At 69.9% G+C, this 17127-nt stretch carries 16 protein-coding genes; 7 read left to right on the top strand and 9 right to left on the bottom strand.

The window, feature by feature from the left end; all coding sequences use genetic code 11:
- Positions 1-2: 2 nt before the first annotated feature.
- Positions 3-779 (bottom strand): fructosamine kinase family protein, encoded by a 777-nt coding sequence (locus ACO0LU_RS15210; protein ID WP_424792198.1) that lies wholly within the window; start codon positions 777-779, stop codon positions 3-5.
- Positions 776-1270, bottom strand: coding sequence for a low molecular weight protein-tyrosine-phosphatase (locus tag ACO0LU_RS15205; protein WP_424792197.1), 495 nt, complete (start codon positions 1268-1270; stop codon positions 776-778). Before ACO0LU_RS15205 ends, ACO0LU_RS15210 begins: the two co-directional genes overlap by 4 nt.
- Before the next feature lie 185 nt (positions 1271-1455).
- Between ACO0LU_RS15205 and ACO0LU_RS15200 the strand changes: the two genes are divergently transcribed.
- Positions 1456-1719, top strand: a complete 264-nt coding sequence (locus tag ACO0LU_RS15200; protein ID WP_424792196.1) for a hypothetical protein — start codon at positions 1456-1458, stop codon at positions 1717-1719.
- A 31-nt stretch (positions 1720-1750) separates the two neighbouring features.
- Positions 1751-3220, top strand: a complete 1470-nt coding sequence (locus ACO0LU_RS15195) for a WXG100 family type VII secretion target (RefSeq protein WP_424792194.1) — start codon at positions 1751-1753, stop codon at positions 3218-3220.
- A 57-nt stretch (positions 3221-3277) separates the two neighbouring features.
- Here ACO0LU_RS15195 and ACO0LU_RS15190 read toward each other — a convergent pair whose 3' ends face one another.
- Positions 3278-3673: a phage holin family protein gene (locus ACO0LU_RS15190; RefSeq protein ID WP_424792193.1), complete on the bottom strand. Its 396-nt coding sequence runs from the start codon at positions 3671-3673 to the stop codon at positions 3278-3280.
- Between the two features lie 122 nt (positions 3674-3795).
- Here ACO0LU_RS15190 and hisC point away from each other — a divergent pair, with 122 nt between their 5' ends.
- The 4 genes from hisC to ACO0LU_RS15170 all read left to right on the top strand — a co-directional run bounded on the left by hisC (position 3796) and on the right by ACO0LU_RS15170 (position 9048).
- Positions 3796-4884: a histidinol-phosphate transaminase gene (gene hisC / locus ACO0LU_RS15185; protein WP_424792192.1), complete on the top strand. Its 1089-nt coding sequence runs from the start codon at positions 3796-3798 to the stop codon at positions 4882-4884.
- A 235-nt stretch (positions 4885-5119) separates the two neighbouring features.
- Positions 5120-6298: a pyruvate dehydrogenase (acetyl-transferring) E1 component subunit alpha gene (pdhA, locus tag ACO0LU_RS15180; protein ID WP_424792191.1), complete on the top strand. Its 1179-nt coding sequence runs from the start codon at positions 5120-5122 to the stop codon at positions 6296-6298.
- Positions 6295-7401, top strand: a complete 1107-nt coding sequence (locus tag ACO0LU_RS15175; protein ID WP_424792190.1) for an alpha-ketoacid dehydrogenase subunit beta — start codon at positions 6295-6297, stop codon at positions 7399-7401. The genes pdhA and ACO0LU_RS15175 overlap by 4 nt, the downstream gene beginning before the upstream one ends.
- Before the next feature lie 39 nt (positions 7402-7440).
- The gene (locus tag ACO0LU_RS15170; RefSeq protein ID WP_424792189.1) at positions 7441-9048 is read left to right on the top strand and encodes a dihydrolipoamide acetyltransferase family protein; all 1608 of its coding nucleotides are present in this window, start codon (positions 7441-7443) and stop codon (positions 9046-9048) included.
- A 130-nt stretch (positions 9049-9178) separates the two neighbouring features.
- Here ACO0LU_RS15170 and ACO0LU_RS15165 read toward each other — a convergent pair whose 3' ends face one another.
- Genes ACO0LU_RS15165 through ACO0LU_RS15140 form a run of 6 tightly spaced genes read right to left on the bottom strand, consistent with a single transcriptional unit; the run spans position 9179 to position 14629 of the window.
- Positions 9179-10087: a hypothetical protein gene (locus ACO0LU_RS15165; RefSeq protein WP_424792188.1), complete on the bottom strand. Its 909-nt coding sequence runs from the start codon at positions 10085-10087 to the stop codon at positions 9179-9181.
- Positions 10084-11202 (bottom strand): vWA domain-containing protein, encoded by a 1119-nt coding sequence (locus tag ACO0LU_RS15160; RefSeq protein ID WP_424792187.1) that lies wholly within the window; start codon positions 11200-11202, stop codon positions 10084-10086. Before ACO0LU_RS15160 ends, ACO0LU_RS15165 begins: the two co-directional genes overlap by 4 nt.
- Positions 11199-12224: a vWA domain-containing protein gene (locus ACO0LU_RS15155; protein ID WP_424792186.1), complete on the bottom strand. Its 1026-nt coding sequence runs from the start codon at positions 12222-12224 to the stop codon at positions 11199-11201. The genes ACO0LU_RS15160 and ACO0LU_RS15155 overlap by 4 nt, the downstream gene beginning before the upstream one ends.
- Complete coding sequence (locus tag ACO0LU_RS15150; protein WP_424792185.1) at positions 12221-12721, bottom strand: hypothetical protein; 501 nt, start codon at positions 12719-12721, stop codon at positions 12221-12223. Before ACO0LU_RS15150 ends, ACO0LU_RS15155 begins: the two co-directional genes overlap by 4 nt.
- A complete protein-coding gene (locus tag ACO0LU_RS15145) occupies positions 12708-13610 on the bottom strand; it encodes a DUF58 domain-containing protein (RefSeq protein ID WP_424788738.1) in 903 nt (300 codons plus the stop codon). The genes ACO0LU_RS15150 and ACO0LU_RS15145 overlap by 14 nt, the downstream gene beginning before the upstream one ends.
- The gene (locus ACO0LU_RS15140; protein ID WP_424792184.1) at positions 13607-14629 is read right to left on the bottom strand and encodes an AAA family ATPase; all 1023 of its coding nucleotides are present in this window, start codon (positions 14627-14629) and stop codon (positions 13607-13609) included. The genes ACO0LU_RS15145 and ACO0LU_RS15140 overlap by 4 nt, the downstream gene beginning before the upstream one ends.
- A 333-nt stretch (positions 14630-14962) precedes the next feature.
- On the opposite strand from ACO0LU_RS15140, the gene ACO0LU_RS15135 reads away from it, so the two are divergent.
- Positions 14963-17047 (top strand): cytochrome c oxidase assembly protein, encoded by a 2085-nt coding sequence (locus ACO0LU_RS15135; protein ID WP_424792183.1) that lies wholly within the window; start codon positions 14963-14965, stop codon positions 17045-17047.
- The last annotated feature ends 80 nt before the right edge of the window (positions 17048-17127 follow it).

Genomic DNA, 17127 nt, shown 5'->3' with positions numbered 1-17127 from the left:
CCTCAGGCGTAGGGCCGCGCCGCCGACACCGCGGCTTCGGCGTACCCACCACCGAACAGCACCGTGTGCACCAGCAGCGGGTTCAACTGGTGCAGCGACACCCGCTCCTGCCACCCCGGGGCCAGAGCCGAGACCTCCTGGTAGCCGGTGAGCACCCGCTCCAGGTGAGCGAGCCCGAAAAGGTCCAGCATCGCCAGGTCGGTCTCGGCGTGCCCACCGTGGGCGGTGGGATCGATCAGCACCGCCGACCCGTCGCGGGCATCCCAGAGCACGTTGCCGTTCCACAGGTCCCCGTGCAGGCGCGCGGCACCCTGCACGAGGTCGGGCTGGTCATGGTCGAGGTCACCGGCGACCAGCCGCTCGACGACCCGCTCGATCACCGCCGCACCGTCCGAACCGATCCTGCCCTGCTCCACGGCTCTGCGCAGGAAGGGCAACACCCGGTGGTGGGCGTAGAACTCACCCCACCCGGTGGCCTCGGCCGGCCCGGGCGCCGGCGGCAGCGGGGCCTGACCCATGTAACCGGGGGTGTCGCCGGGGATGAACCCGAAGTACGGCGCACCCGCGGCATGGGTGCGAGCCAGGTTCGCACCGAAGTCGGCCGCGGCCTCCGGTGCGGCCGGCCCGGAGTCGATCCGTTCCAACTCCAGCCGGCCCGGGCCCACCGAGACCACCTGCGCCACCCGCACCCCGTCCTCGGCCCGGCCCAGCCACCGGAGCCCGTCGGCCTCGAAGCAGGCCGCGTGCGGGGCGGGGAAGCGGGTCTTGGTCCAGGTCACGGTAGCTGGCCGCGCACGTACTCCACCACACCGGGCACCGCGGCTGTGACCGCCTGGTAGGTCAGGGTGAAGTCCCGCTCGTCGCCGTAGTAGGGGTCGGCCAGGTTCAGGTCCTCATCGACGCGGGCCTGCTCATCGAAACTACGGAACAGGTGCACCCGCTCTGCGGCCTGCTCATCGGGGGCCATCGCGACCAGGTCCCGGTAGTGGCCCACGTCCGCGGCCAGGATCAGATCGGAGTCGGTGAACGCCTCGGCCTGGAACTGGCGGGCGGAGTGCACCGGGAAGGAGTGCCCGGCACCCTCCAGGACCGCGCGGGCACGATGATCCATGTCGTGCCCCAGGTGCCAGTCGCCGGTCCCGGCGGAGTCCACCTGGACGCGGTCATCCAACCCGGTTTCGGAGAAGGCTTCGCGCAGCAGGACCTCCGCGATCGGGGAGCGGCAGATGTTTCCCGTGCAGACGACGGTCACGGTGTAGGGCTCGTACATACCCCCATTGTGCTCCTCCGGACGCCGATGTCGACGCCCCGGGTGGCTCTGCGTGTCCTGCGCACGGCATCCGCAGGCCCGCGTGGGGCGAGTCGGTATCCACAGGGCGCGGCGGGCAAGCACGTTCGGGTGATCCGGCGTTCTAGCCTGCCGGCACCGGATCAGCGAAAACCGAGGGGGCCCTGGTGGGAGGTCTGCAGCCGTTACCGTCGGCGACATGGTTGCTGCGCGCGGCCGGGCACCATGCCGAGCAGGCGAGGCAGTTGCTGACGCTCGCCGGCACCGGTGACTGGCGCGGTCATGCCGCCATCGCTTACGCCTACCGGTTGTCCTCGCTGGCGCGAGCGGTGACGGCCCTGGCCGATGAACTGGCCACTGCGGGGTGGTCGGCCGGCGCGCACGAGAATGAGTTGCGCGTCGTGCAGGCGCAGTACGGGCACGCACGATGACCATCGTGTCCGTCGGCACCGGTGGTGCCGCGTGAGGATCGAGCCGGTGGCCGATGTGCCGCTGTGGGATTCCACGGCCGCGCATGCCAGCGAGCAACTGACGGTGCACGGGGTTCGGGTGCAGGTGGATCCGGGCGAATTGCGCGCTCTGGCACACCAGATCACCCGCGCGCAGGCCGAACTCGACCAGGCCCTGAACCACGCACGGAGGGCGGGGGCGACGCTGGAGTCCACGATCCCGTACGCGCCGGTGAGTGGGAAGCGCGCGGCGGAGGCGGTGTGGACGGCGCTGGCCCGGCGCCCCGCGCTCAGTTCGGCGCTGACCAGCCTGGCCGGGGATCTGCGTACCGCTGCCCGGGAGTACCTGGACCGTGAGCAGCGGGTGCGCCACTACATCAGCACCTACCAGGTGCCGCACCGGGGTCCGATGTGCCGGGCGCCGCGTCCCCTCGGCGTCCGGGGCGCCTTCGGGGACCTGTTCGCCTACCCGGGTCGGGTGCTGGGGGCGATCCAGGGCACCGTGGTGGAGTCGGTGGTGAACCGACGTTGGTCGCCGTCGGGGGCCCAGACCGGGTACCTGTTGCGCGAACTGACCTCCATCTACGACGTCGGCGGTGCACTGCAGGGGGGAAGTTCGATCCAGGTCTTCGCCTCGGTGGTGAACCACGTCACCACCGCCGGGGTGAGCACTCGGGTGGCGAGTCGCAAGGTTGCGCCACCGCCGATCCGGGCCGGGGCGTCCCCGAACCAGGGTTCGGCACCACGGGCCGGGGAGCATCCACCGCCGACCACCACCGTCACCGGCTTGGTCCGCAACATCGGTGCCCTCTACCCCGAGCGCGGCGCTGAGCCGGGCACCGTGCGCGTGGACCGGCTGGTGGCCCCCGACGGCACCGTGAGCTGGCAGGTGCTCGTTCCGGGAACCCAGTCCCGGCACAGTTTCTGGAACGGGCCCTTTCCCAACGACTGGGCCTCCAACGTGCAGGTATTCGCGCGGCAGGACTCGGCGGCGAGTGCGGCGGTGATCGCTGCGATGCGCGCCGCCGGGGTCGGGGCAGGTGAGGAGGTGCTGATCGCTGGTCACTCCCAGGGTGGTCTGGTGGCGGCGGACCTGGCCGCCCGCGAGGAGGTACGCGGAGAGTTCGCGATCTCCTCGGTCCTGACCATCGGCGCCCCGGTGAACCACATCGAGATCCCCGAGGGTGTGGCCGTCCTGCAACTGGAACACACCGACGATCTCGTCACGGGCCCGGACGGTAGGCCCGCTCCCATCACGCCCGAGCGAACCACCGTGACCCGGGACGTCACCGCCGCATCGCCGTGGTACCGGGTAGGGGGTGTGACGCAGGCCCACGACATCCCGGCCTATGCCGAGACGGCGCACCTGGTCGATGCGAGCACCGACCCGGCGGTGCGGAACTGGCGGGCCGCCAGTTCCGGCATGCTCGATCCCCGCACCGAGGTCACCTCGACCTACGTCCAGTCCGTGCGGGTGCCCTGAGTCAACCCGGTTGCTTGCCTGTCTGCGCGGGTGCGCCGAACGGGCACCGCACCGGCCTCAGCGACGCCCGTTGGAGCTTCCCGACCCCGGGATCACCAGGCTCAGGATCAGGGTGATCACCGCGATCAGGAGCGCGCCCAACACGGCCGTACCGAACCCGTCCACGTCCAGGCCCACCCCGACCAGTCCGCTGAGCCAGCTGGTCAACATCAGCATCAGCGCGTTGACCACCAGGAAGAACAACCCCAGCGTGAGGATGTACAGCGGCAGCGAGATGATCTTCACCAAGGGCTTCACCAGGGTGTTCACCACCGTGAAGATCAGCGCGACCACGGCGACCACGAACAGGGTGTGCTGCCAGGAGCCGTCGCTTTCCACCTCGATCCCGTTGATCCACAGGGAGGCCACCCAGATGGCGAAACCGGAGATGATCAGTCGCAGGATGAAACGCATGGGCCCATTGTGGCACCGCGTGTTGCCGTGAGCACAGCACCTGGGCGAATCCACGGCGAGCCGTCCCGCAGCCCGTGCCGGCCTGGCATGCTGGGCCCATGCCGGAGAAACCACCCAGTCCAGTGACTTCGGAGATCGGCGGGGTGCGGCTGCGTGCCGCGCTGGAGGATCTGCCGCACTACGTGCCCGGGGCCGGCGGATCCAACGCCTCGGTATTCAAACTCTCCTCCAACGAACTCCCGGGGCACATGCTGCCGGCGGTGACCGCAGCGGTGATCGATGCCGCCGAGGACGCGAACCGGTACCCGCAGATGTACGCCGACCGGCTCACCGAGGCGATCGCGGACCGGCACGACCTGATGGTCGATCAGGTGCTGGTGGGGAACGGCTCAGTGGCGCTGATCGAACTCCTGCTGCGATCCATGTGCGCCGACGGCGATCAGGTGGTCTATCCCTGGCGCTCCTTCGAGGCCTACCCGATCCTGGTGCAGGTCACCGGGGCCGATGGGGTGCAGGTGCCGCTGCGAGCCGACGGCGGTCATGACCTGGCCGCGATGGCGGAGGCCATCACCGGGAGTACCCGGGTGGTGCTGCTGTGCAGCCCGAACAACCCCACCTCCGTGGCGATGTCCCACGCCGACCTGGTCGCCTTCCTGGACCGGGTCCCCAGGAACATCATGGTGATCCTGGATGAGGCCTACGTCGACTTCGTACGCAGTCCCGACCCGATCGACTCCGTCCCGCTGCTGGAGAGATACAAGAACCTCGTCGTTCTCCGTACGTTCTCGAAAGCCTACGGGCTCGCCGGCTTGCGCGTCGGGTACGCCCTGGCCCGGCGCCGGCTCGTGCGCGCCCTGCGCACCGCGTCCACCCCGTTCGGGGTGAACAGTCTGGCTCAGGTCGCGGCGGTGGCCGCGCTGAACCAGCGCGAGGCCGTCTCGGCCGCGGTGGACGAGATCGTCTCCGAGCGGGACCGGGTCGTCTCGGCGTTGCGGGAGCAGGGCTGGCAGATCCCTGAGCCCCAGGGGAACTTCTACTGGTTGCCGGTGGGGGACCGGGCGCTGGCACTGGCTGAGGACGCCGCGGCGTCGGGCGTGATGGTGCGCCCCTTCGCCGGCCACGGGGTCCGGGTCACCGTGGCGGAGGCCGAGGCCAACGACATTGCGCTGTCCGTGGCATCGCGCTGGGTCTCTGCGGCAGTCCGGCGCTGACTCCACACAGACCATCTGGCTGTTAGAGGAAACCTACAAATCTCTGCTACCCGATTGGGGAGAGTCGCACAGCATCAACCTACGGTTGCGTAGCCTACGCTTGCGTAGGTTGCTGAGGCCGGATGCCTGGTGTGACCCACCAACCCGGCTGATGTACACCACTCACACCCCGGATGCGCCACACCCAGGCGCCCCGGGGTGTGTGTACAACAGCTTCCTCGATCAAGGAGAACCTGTGGTCGCCAGCAGTGAGACCTCTCCGGCACCGGTACCGCATCACACCGAGGACGCCTTCGGCGGCGCCGGCAACCTCGATGCCTCCTCGCACACCGTGCAACTGCTCACCCCAACCGGGGAGCGCGTGTCCGACCACCGCTACGACCCCCTGGTGGAGCACCTCGACAGGGACGCGCTCGCCGGTCTGTACCGGGACATGGTGCTGGTGCGGCGCTTCGATGCCGAGGCCACCTCGCTGCAGCGACAGGGCGAACTCGGCCTGTGGCCGCCCTCGCTCGGCCAGGAAGCCGCGCAGGTCGGGTCCGGTCGGGCGATGAACCCACGCGATTACGCCTTCCCCTCCTACCGCGAGCACGGGGTGGCCTACACCCGCGGACTGGATCTGACCGAGTTGCTGCACCTGTTCCGGGGTCAGGACCACGGCGGCTGGGATCCGGCCCGGCACAACTTCCACCTCTACACGTTGGTGATCGGCTCGCACACCCTGCACGCCACCGGCTATGCGATGGCGATGCAGCGGGATGGGGACGTGGGCACCGGGGATCCGGACCGCGACCGGGCCGCGGTCGCCTACTTCGGCGACGGCGCGACCTCCCAGGGCGATGTGTACGAGGCGATGGTCTTCGCCGCCGTCAACGATGCCCCGGTGGTGTTCTTCTGCCAGAACAACCAGTGGGCGATCTCCGAGCCGTCCACCCGCCAGTCCACGGTGCCACTGGCCCAGCGGGCCACCGGCGTGGGCATCCCCTCGGTGCGCGTGGACGGTAACGATGTGCTGGCATGCCACGCCGTCACCCTCGAGGCGCTGCGCCGGGCCAGGGCAGGTGGCGGGCCCACGATGATTGAGGCGGTCACCTACCGGATGGGCGCCCACACCACCTCCGACGATCCCACGCGCTACCGCAGCCGCGCAGAGGAGGACCTGTGGCGCAGCCGCGACCCGATCGACCGGCTCCGCCTCCTGCTGGAGGCTGAGGGCATCGGTGCGGACTTCTTCACCGAACTGGACCGGGAGGCCGAGGAACTGGGAGAGCGGTTGCGGGACTACTGCCGATCCCTCGCCCCACCGCCGCCCAGCGCGATGTTCGAGCACGTCTACGCGACCGAGCACCACCTGGTCACCGCCGACCGGGAGTGGTTCGACACCTACCAGGCCGGATTCGAGGAGGGTCAGTGAGCACCGGACCCACGTCCCCGCCGGCCGCGGGCACCGAGCAGCTCCCGCTGGCCAAGGCGATCAACCTCGGCCTGCGCCATGCCTTGGAGCGCGACCCGAAGGTGCTGCTGATGGGTGAGGACATCGGCGCCCTGGGCGGGGTGTTCCGGGTGACCGACGGGTTGTTGAAGGACTTCGGCGCCAGCCGGGTGGTGGATACCCCGTTGGCCGAGTCCGGGATCGTGGGGACCGCGATCGGGATGGCGATGGCCGGCTACCGGCCGGTGGTCGAGATCCAGTTCGACGGGTTCGTCTTCCCCGCCTTCGACCAGATCACCACCCAGTTGGCCAAGATGTCCTACCGCTCCCGTGGGGCCGTGCAGGTTCCGGTGGTGATCCGGATTCCCTATGGCGGTGGGATCGGGGCGGTGGAACACCACAGCGAATCGCCGGAGGCGCTGTTCGCCCACACTCCCGGGCTGCGGGTGATCAGTCCGGCAACCGCCGAGGACGCCTACGCCATGATCCAGGACGCGATCGCCTGCCCCGACCCGGTGATCTTCCTCGAACCCAAGGCCCGGTACTGGGAGAAGGGCCCGGTGCGCGTGCGTCCACCGGGCCGGACCGGCCCGGGCGGCCAGGATGTCGGCACCGAGCCGTACGGCCCGGGTGCGCACTCCGCGCAGCACGAGCAGCCGCCGTCGGTCTTCGACCCGGGCGCCATCCAGAACGCAACCGTGGTACGCGAGGGCACCGACATCACCCTGGCCGGGTACGGGCCGACGATGCGCACCATCGTGGCCGCCGCCCAGGCGGCGCAGGAGGAAGGCACCAGCGCCGAGGTGATCGATCTGCGCTCGGTCTCCCCACTGGACATCGACACGGTGGCCTCGAGTGTGCGCAAGACGGGGCGCCTGGTGGTGGTCCACGAGGCCCCGACCTACTTCGGGGCAGGGGCCGAACTGGCCGCGAGCGTCTCGGCCGAGTGCTTCTACCACCTGCAGGCGCCGGTGCTGCGGGTCGGTGGTTTCCACACCCCCTACCCGGTGGCCAACCTCGAGGAGGACTACCTGCCCGACCTCGACCGTGTCATGCATGCCATCGACGACTCCCTGAGCCACTGAACCTGAACGCTGAACCTGAACACCGAACCAGGAGCCCCGATGCCCCAGTACGTGACATTCGCCCTCCCCGACGTCGGTGAAGGCCTGACCGAGGCCGACATCGTGGAGTGGAAGGTCGCCGCCGGTGACCGTGTTCAGGTCAACCAGGACATCGTGGAGATCGAGACCGCCAAGTCGCTGGTCGATCTGCCCTGCCCCTACACCGGCGTGGTCAGCGAGTTGCTGGTGGAGGTGGGGCAGACCGTGGAGGTCGGCGCCGCGATCATCGTGATCGACACCGACCCGGACGGGGAGGCGGCTTCCGACGACGGCGGTGCCCAGGAAGGGAGCGCTGCGCCTGGTGACGACGCTGGCGCGAGCCGGGGGGTCGGCGAGGCTATCGACCCAGCCGCTGCGCCCGGCGAGGGCACCGGCACGAACGCTGGGGCCGGCGAGGACGCGGCCTCCGGCCAGGGGGCCGGCCAAGACACGGACTCCGACAGACCGGACGCCAGCGGCACCGAGGAGCCCAGCGGCGACGTCCTGGTGGGTTACGGCACCAAAGGCGTGCGCACCCGCCGTCGCCGCCGTGCCACCCCCACTCCCGCCACGCCGTCCACCCCCACCCCTCCCACCCCCGCGAGACCGGTCAAGCGCGATGAGACCGGCCGCGCACCCGACCGGTCTCAGGGGCGTTCGGCCGGTTTCACGGGGGCCAGCGCCGGTCTCACGGGACCGAGCGCCGCGGGCGGTGAGCAGACCGGCCGCGTGCTGGCGAAACCGCCGGTGCGCAAACTCGCCAAGGACTTGGGGATCGACCTGGCCCGGGTCCCGGGCACCGGCCCGGGCGGAATCATCACGCGCGAGGACGTCGTGGCCGCCCAGGCTCAGGAGGAGGCGCGGAGCCTGGCCACCTATCCCGGCGATGACCAGCCCTGGCTGGATGGGAGCACTGTCTCCGAGGACGGCCGCCAGTCCCGCGTGCCGGTACGCAGCGTGCGCCGGCGCACCGCCGAGGCGATGGTGACCTCAGCGTTCACCGCCCCGCACGTGACGGTGTTCACCACCGTGGATGTGACCAAGACGATGAAACTCGTGGAACGGCTGCGCTCCGACGCAGAGTTCGACGGTGTCCGGGTAACACCGCTGCTCATCGCTGCCAAGGCACTGATCCTGGCGATCCAGCGCAACCCCGCGATCAGCGCCGCCTGGGACGAGCAGGCCCAGGAGATCGTCTACAAGCACTACATCAACCTCGGCATCGCCGCGGCCACACCGCGCGGGCTGGTGGTGCCCAACATCAAGGACGCCCACCGGATGAACCTGCACGAGTTGGCGGTGGCGATCGGTGACCTCACCGGCACCGCCCGGGCCGGGAAGACCACCCCGCAGGCGATGAGCGACGGCACGGTCACCATCACCAATGTGGGTGTCTTCGGCATCGACACCGGAACCCCGATCCTGAACCCGGGGGAGTCGGCGATCCTGGCCTTCGGCGCGATCGGTCAGCGCCCCTGGGTGCACAAGGGCAAGCTCAAGGCCCGCTGGGTGACGCAACTGGCGTTGTCGTTTGACCACCGCCTGGTGGACGGTGAACTGGGTTCACGCGTCCTGGCCGATGTCGCCCGGGTGATGGCGGACCCCACGCAGGGTCTGGTCTGGGGCTGAGCGGCCTCGCCCGCGCGGGCAAGCCCGCCCGAGGGTGACCGGGCCGGGTGGTTCGCACGCGCGTGCACGCCTGGATCGGTCCGACTGACCGGCGATCCGGCCAAGGCGCCGGCCGGCGCCTTGGCCGGACTCACCAGTTCTGCCCGGAGCCGTCGCCGCCGCCCTCCTGCTGCTCCTGCTCCTCACGGTCCTGCTGGGCCTGGCGGTTGCGCTCCTCCAGCTCCTCCTCGCGCGGGTCGCCCGGCTCCTCGGTCTCGGTCTCGGTCGGGTCCCCGTTGTCACCGTTGTCGGTCTCGGTCTCGGTCTCGGTCTCGGTCGGGTCCCCGTTCTCGCCGTCGTCGGTCTCGGTGGGATCCTCGTCCGCACCGCCCTCGGGAGCCTCCTGTTCCTGCTCCCCCTGACTGCCGTCCTGCTGGTCCTGCTGTTGTTGCTGTTGTTGCTCCTCGGCCTGCTCCTGGCTCTCCTGTTGACGCTCGTCGGCCTCCTCGGCCTCCTCACCGCCGCCGCCGCCGTCGACGCAATCGGCCAGCATCTCCTGCGCCTGCTCGTAGTAATCCAGCGCGGTGCCGGGGTCCTCAGCCATCAGGGCCTCATCGCCCAGGCCCTCCAAGGACAGCGAGTAGTTGGTGCGCACCGCGCACTCCAGTTCCCCGCGTGGTTCCTCCTCGGGCGCCTTGGGCACCAGGTCCAGGGCCATGCCCAGCGGCACGGTGGCCCCGAAGAAGTCACCGGCGGCGTACACCGCAGTGCCGGCGTTGAAGTAGGGCTTCCACGGCTCCACCACGTTGAAGAACTCCAGATGGCCGAACCGCGTGGCCGCGGTGTTGTGGTTCTCGTTGTGGTAGGCGCTGATTCCGGCGGTGTTGATGAGCACCGCGGAGAGGAACTTCAACGCCACCAGGAACGCCAGCAGCACCACCGGCGCGGACCACCACAGGAGCAGGCGCCGCCGACGACGCAGTGTCTCGGCGAAGCGCGCGTCCCGGATCTCCTCGGTGGTCTTGAACTCACCGGGAGGTGGCAGGGTCTGCGTACTCATACTGCGCCCACCTTCCTGGCGCCGTCGGCGGCGTTCGAACCAGTACTCGCACCGGAAGCCGAGCCGGATCCCGGACCCGAGCCGGAGCGACGCCGGTCCCGCTCCGCCACGTCGTGACCTCGCCGGTTCTTGGGCATCGCCCGGGTCAACTCCCACGCCTCCCAGGCCAGCAACAGGGCCAGCAGGGCAGCGGCGGGCCAGTACACGTCGGCGTAGTGGCGCACGTCACGGCGCCCGTCCTCGGCGATCTCGGCGACGTCGATCCCCGAGACCAGGTGGTCCACATCGTCCGGGCTGATCCGGTGATCGTAGTCCAGGCCCAGGTCTGCCGCAATGGTGCGCAACTGGTCCTCATCGATCACCGAGACCGCGGGCTCACCCGTGGCCGGGTCGATGATGTAGGGCGCGTCGGTGCCCGGACCGGAGTTGGCGGTGCCGTCGTAGGAGCGCATGGTGCCTCCCTGGGGGGTGCCGTACCCCAGCACCGCTCCGCCGTCGACCAACTCCGCCAGGGGTGCGTAGGAGGCCGCCTCACCGCCGTCGGCCTCGTTGGTGTTCTCTCCATCGGAGAGGAAGAACACCAGCCGCACGTTCGCGGGGTTCCGTTCGGCGGCGGCACTCAGGGAGTCACCCAGTGTCTCCAGCGGCCGGTCGACCGCGGTGCCGGCCGAGTAGGCGGTGATCTCCTGATTCAGCGTCTCCGCCCAGGATCGAACCGCCCGGGCGTCGGTGGTCAGTGGCAGCTGCTGGGTTGCTTGGGAGTCGAACCCGATGATCGTGTAGCGCGCCCCGGGCATCGCCTCGGTCAGGGCCACCAGATCATGACGCACCCCTTCCAGGCGAGGGTGGGTCCCGTTGTAGTCCTCCGCAGCCATCGAGCCGGTGCGGTCGACGACGAAGAACAGTTCGGCGTTCGACGTCACCTGGGTGCTCTGAGTGCTCGGCACCGCCGGGGTCAGCGCGATCACGATCAGGGCCAGCACCATCGCCCCGCGGCGCAGCCAATGCAGCCGGCGCTGCCCGCGGCTGCGCACCGACTGCCAGATCGTCAGCGCCAGCAGCGGGGCGAAGACGATCACGGTGACCCACAACGGCCACATCATCCGCAGCGTCATGAGCGCAACCTCCACACGCCCAACTGGTACAGCACCAACAGGACCACCAGGATGCCGAAATAGCGCTCCGGGGTGTCGGTGACGATCACCTCGGGGGTCGCGTCCAGGTCCACCGCCTGCTGGGCGGAGATCTCATCGATGATCCGCGGCACGGCATCGGCGTCGCTGGCGTGGTAGAACAAACCGCCGTGGCGTTCCACCGCCTCGCGGTACTCGGCCTCCTCCTCGGCCTGGCGGGGATTGGTGGTGGGGGCGTAGATCCCGTGCAAGGTGATGTCGCGTTCGTGCACCAGGTCCACGGCCTCATCCAGCGTGAACACGCCCTCGCCGAACACCTCGTTGTCCCCGGCCAGGATGATCGTGCGGGAACGCTCGGTGTCGGCCTCATCGAAATTCAGCGCGCAACTGGCCAGGCCGTCACCGATGAGGGAGGAGGCATCCCCGGTGCCGCCCTCGGTGCCGGTGATGAACCGGATCAGCCGGTCCACCTTGGCCGAGTTCAGGTTGTCGATGGGGGAGTAGATGTCGAAGTCCAACGCCTCGGCGGCCTCGGTGAGTTCGGCCTCCACCAGGTCATAGTCATCGGTGAGGGGGAACACGGTGCGGGAGGTGGAGTTCCAGATCGACAGCGCGATCCGTTCCCCTTCGAACTCCGGCAGCATGGTGAGGAACTTCTCGGCGATCTCGGTGCCGTACTCGATCATCGAACCGGACACGTCCAGGCACAGCACGATGTCGCGGTAGGCCATCTCCTCCGCGCGCAGGTCCCGCTCCACCGGGCGCGCGGCCAGGATCCCGGTCAGTACCGTGGCGCCCAGCAGCAGCACCCCCATGAACCCCAGCGCCGTGCGGTAGCGGCTGAGCCGGGACCGGTAGGAGCGCAACGTGGTCAGGTAACCGGCGTTGGCCACCCAGCGCACGTCCTGGTGCTCGGTGGGGCGGCGCCGGGCGAACCAGCCCAGGATGCCCAGGATCACCACGGCGAGCACAACGGCTGCGATCGCCCAGGGGTGCATCGTCACCACTCGGAGATCACCGCCCGCGCGTTGTTCGTGGCGGACAGCGCCTCGGCGTCGGAGTCGATCGCGAAGGCCGGCTCCTCGTAGTCACTGAGCAGGTCGGTGAGCCGTTCGGTGCCCTCCAGCCGGGCCAGTTCGCTCACGGTCAGGGAACTGGTGTCCATCCGCAGCCGGCTGTTGGCGAAAGTGCGCAGGATGTGGTTCAGGTCCAGGTGCAGGCTGCGCAGGTCCGTCTCACCCTCACGGTAGCGTTCCTCGGCGGCGTCGACCTCCTCCAGCGTGGTGCTGCGCAGCGAGGCCCACTGATCGCGGCGGCCACGGCGTTCCGTGGTGGCCGGGCGCTCGCGGGTGTACCGGAACACGAACACGTACCAGGCCGCGATCAGCACCAGTAGCGCGATTCCGATGATCAGCACCCAGGGTGCGAACGCGAACGGGTCCACCGGGTCGTGGATGGACACCGCGGAGATCTCGGCGGCGATCACGTCAGCGGCGGACACGCTTCTGCCTCCGCAACAACTCGATCATCCGGTCCACCAACTCGTCCTCGCTGTTCGCGGTCACCCCTTCCACGCCCTGTCGGCGCAGCATCGCCTCCACGTCCAGGCGCCGCTGCGCAGCGGCCTGGGCTGCCTCGGCCGCCAGGTCGCTCCGCGAGCGCAGGAACTCCGGGATCTCCAGCGGCACGTCCACGTCCTGCACGGGTTGATCCACCTCGTCGGTGGGCAGCGCGTCCCCTACCCGGAACACCATCACCTCGTGCCGGGTGCGCAGTCGTTTGATCGACAGTTCATGGTCCGGTTCGGGCCGGGCCTCATCGGTGATCACCACCACCAGCGACCGGCGCGGGAACCAGGTGAGCACCCGGTCGAGCACCCGCTGCAGGTCCGAGGGCGGGGAGGCCAGGTCCAGCATCGCCTCGTAGCGGCGCAGCAGCATCTCCATGTGCAGGTTGCCGCCGCGGGCCGGGATCTGCTGGATGCGTTCGGAGTCCCCGGCCACCATCGCCACGGTGTCGCCGCGGGCACGGGCCAGGAAACAGACCACCTCGGCCGCGAACATCGCCACGTCCGACTTCGGCCCGCCCGAGGGCGCGGTGGCTGCCATGTTCCGCCCGGTGTCCAGGGCCAGCACCATCGCCAGGTTCGAGTCGCGCACGAACCGGCGGATCACCGGGATCGCGTTGGATGCCGAGGCCTTCCAGTCGATGTCCCCGACGTCGTCACCGAACTGGTACAACGCCATCTCGTCGAAGTCCTGGCCGTGCCCGGAGTAGATCGACCGGTGCCGCCCCTCCAGCAGCCCCGAGGCCCGCCGGACGGTGGGCAGGTCGAGGCGTGCCCGGATCTTGGCCAGCCGGGACGTGGTCCGGGACGCCGGGGTCGTCACGGGCTGGGCACCGCCGCGAACACCGCGTCGATCAACGACTCCGGGGCCACGTTGTTCGCCAGCGCGTCGTAGGTGCGCACGATCCGGTGCCGCAGGATGGAGTGCCGCAGTGCCTTGACGTCATCGGGCACCACGTAGGCGCGGCCGGCTTGGATGGCCAGGGCCTGGGCGATGCGCATGAGTGCGATCCCCCCGCGGGGGCTGGCCCCCACCCGCACGTGCTGGTTCAGGTTCGGCAGCGGCCGCGGGCCGCCGCCACGGGTGGTGTTGATCAGCGCCACGATGTACTGCTTGATCGAGGTGTCCACGTACACCTTCGCGGCCAGGGTCTGCATGAACTCCACATCGGCCAACGACACCGGCTCGGCGGTGATCGGCGCCGCCATCGAGCCGTCGTTGATGCGCACCAGGATGTCCACTTCCTCATCCGGGCCCGGGTAGGTCAGCACCTCCTTCATCAGGAACCGGTCCATCTGCGCCTCGGGCAGGACGTACGTGCCCTCCTCCTCGATCGGGTTCTGCGTGGCCAGCACCATGAAGGGCTTGGGCAGCGGGAAGATCTCACCGCCGATGGAGGTCTGCTTCTCCTGCATGGCCTCCAGCATCGCCGACTGTGTCTTGGCGCTGGAACGGTTGATCTCATCGAGCAGCACCAGGTTGGCGTGCACCGGACCGAGCTGGGTGGAGAACTCGCCCGTGGCGTAGTTGTAGATCTGGGTCCCGACGATGTCGTTGGGCATCAGGTCCGGGGTGCACTGGATCCGGTGGAAGGACCCGCCGACAGCCTGCGCCAGTGTGTGCGCCGCGGTGGTTTTGGCCAGGCCCGGCACCGACTCCAGCAGCACGTGCCCCCCGGCCAACAAGGACGAGACCAGCGCGGTCCGCAGCGCCTGCTGACCCACGATCCGCTGATCGAACACGCGGGTGATCCGGCCGAGCAGTTCGGTGGCCCGCGCCGTCTCGTCGTAGGAGATCGGGGAGGTTCTCGGCGCCAGGTGCGACGCAGCGGTGCTGGACATGGTCTCCACTCACGTATCGGGGCTGCTCATCGGCGGGGCGAGACAGGATCTCGGTTCGGAAAATCGGTCGGGTATCAATCGGTGCCGCCACGGCGATTATGCCAGCCGAATCTGGTAGTGACGCGGGACCGTGATGGGCAGCACTGCCCATCGACCCCGGCCCGAGCACGACGCAACAATGTGGTCAGGGGACGGGAATGGCCCACCTCGGGCCGGTTGCCATGGCACCAGCGGTGGTGCGCCACGCGGGTCACCGCACGTGCGCATCACCGCTGCCCCGGCAGCCACGACCAGGCCGCTCCTGCGTCCGTGCCCGCCGATTAGGCTCGGTGTGTGAGCACTCCCCTGGCGCCTGGGGCCCGCCTCGTGCTGGCGGTGGTCCCGGTCGCGGTCCTGGCCGCCCTGGCGGCACTGGCGCTGTCCGGATCTGCGCGGGCAGAACTTCTCGGGGATCCCGGCGCGTGGGTGCGCTGGGGTGGGCCGGTCCTGGGAGCGGCTAATCACCTCGCTGCCGCGGTGGTGCTGGGCTCGCTCGTGCTGCTGCTGGGGGTGCTGCCCTGCCGGGGTGGCGAGGCACCTGTGTGGCGCCGGGCGATGACGATGCTGGCGTGGGCGGCCCCGGTGTGGGCGGTGCTGAACCTGGCCGACGTGCTGCTGCGGTACGCCCGCGCGGCCGGGCGCCCGATGGGCGGCGCGGAGTTCGGGCAGGAACTGGCCTATTACCTCACTGAACTGTCTGCCGGCCGCGCCTCGCTGGTGGCCACCGTGCTGATCGCCTTGGCGGCTGTGGTTTCGGTGGGCATCACCTCCTACCGCGGGGTGGCGGTAGCCGCCGTGCCGGCCTTCGCGGTGCTGGTGCCGTGGTCGGTGCGGGGGCACGCCGGTTCGGCTGCCGACCACGAGTCGGCGATCTCGGCGATGTGGTTGCACTTGGTGGCAGTGTCGGTGTGGGTGGGTGGCCTGGTGGTGCTGTGCCTGCTCGCCCGGTCTCTCGGGGAGCACACCGCCGACGTGGTGCGCCGATACTCCCGGATGGCGCTGTGGTGCTTCGTGCTGGTGGGTGTCTCCGGGGTGGCCAGCGGGTGGCTGCGGCTGAACGATCCCGGCGACCTGACCGGCCGTTACGGCGGTTTGCTGGTGGCCAAGGCCGTGATGTTCACCGGCCTGGGGTTGCTGGGCTGGTGGCACCGGCGCCGCACCGTCAGCGCGCTGTCCAACGGTGGTTCCCGGGTCGGGGCGTTCTGGCGTCTGGCCGGCGGTGAGGTGCTGCTGATGGGGACGGTGATCGGGGTGGCCGCGGCGCTGGCGGTCACCCCCACCCCGGTGCCCGACACTTTGCCCTACGTCCCCGTCCCGGCGGAGGAACTCTCCGGGCGGCCCGTACCCCCGCCACCGCAGATCGGAACGTGGCTGACGCAGGCGGACCCCGACGTGCTGTTCGCCACCGGTGTCGTCGCGCTCGCGGTGGTGTACCTGACCGGGGCGCGCCGGGTGGGCCGGCAGGCGCCGGATCAGCCGTGGCCGCGCCGACGCACGGGCGCCTTCCTTACCGGGGTGGCAGTGCTGGGTTGGGTGATCCTGGGAGGTCCGGCCGTGTATGGCCAGGTGATGTTCTCGGCGCATCTGGTGGTGCTGGTGACCATCACTTTCGTGGTCCCGGCCTTGTGGGCACTGGGTGCGCCGGTGAGCCTGGCGTTGCAAGCACTGCCGCCACGACCGGATGACTCCCGCGGCCCGCGCGAGTACCTGCTGGCGCTGACCGGCTCACGTGCGGGCCGATTCTGGGCGCGTCCAGTGGTGACCACCGCCACCGTGGCGCTGTCGTGGGTGGTCCTGCACGCCACCGGGTTGTTCCACCTCGCGCTGACCACCCGGATCGGGCTGGTGCTCATGCTGGTCCACTTCAGCGTCCTGGGATACCTCTTCGTCACCATCTTCCTCCCCACCGACCCGGCGCTGCGGCACGCCGCCGGCGGGCGGCCCACCACCGTGCCCGTGGTGGCACTGGGACTGGGGGCGGCAGCACTGCTCGCGGTCGGGGTGGTGGTGCTGGCGAGGACGGACCGGTTGCTGGCCGCCGACTACTTCGGTGCGCTCGGTCTTCCCTGGGGTGTGGATGCGCTGGCCGACCAACGTGCTGGAGCGCTCGTGCTGGGGCTGCTGGGCGGGATCGCGATGCTGGCGCTCGTCGCCGTGGCCGCCCGGGCCCAGCGGGCTGGTTCGCGCGAACTCCCACTCGTCGGCAAGCGCAAGGTGCTTGGGTCAAGGACAGCGCACGACGACGGCGGTACCCGCCCGCAGGACTTCTCGCCGTCCGCGGTTCTCCCGGAGGTGCCAACTCCCGAGGACCAACCGGATGACGCTGAGGCCCGCGCCTACGCCCGAATGCTCGCCCGACGTGACGGCGATCGACGGTGAGGCGTCGTCGCTGGCAGATCGCCGGCGTCCTGGTTGCACCCGGCGACGGTGCGGTACCCCCGGGAACTGCCCGCCGTCGA

The sequence above is a fragment of the Pseudactinotalea sp. Z1748 genome (assembly GCF_049725185.1).
GTDB lineage: Bacteria > Actinomycetota > Actinomycetes > Actinomycetales > Beutenbergiaceae > CALKWS01.
Note: the sequence above shows the minus strand (reverse complement) of the source record. Positions and strands in the feature narration are given on the sequence as shown.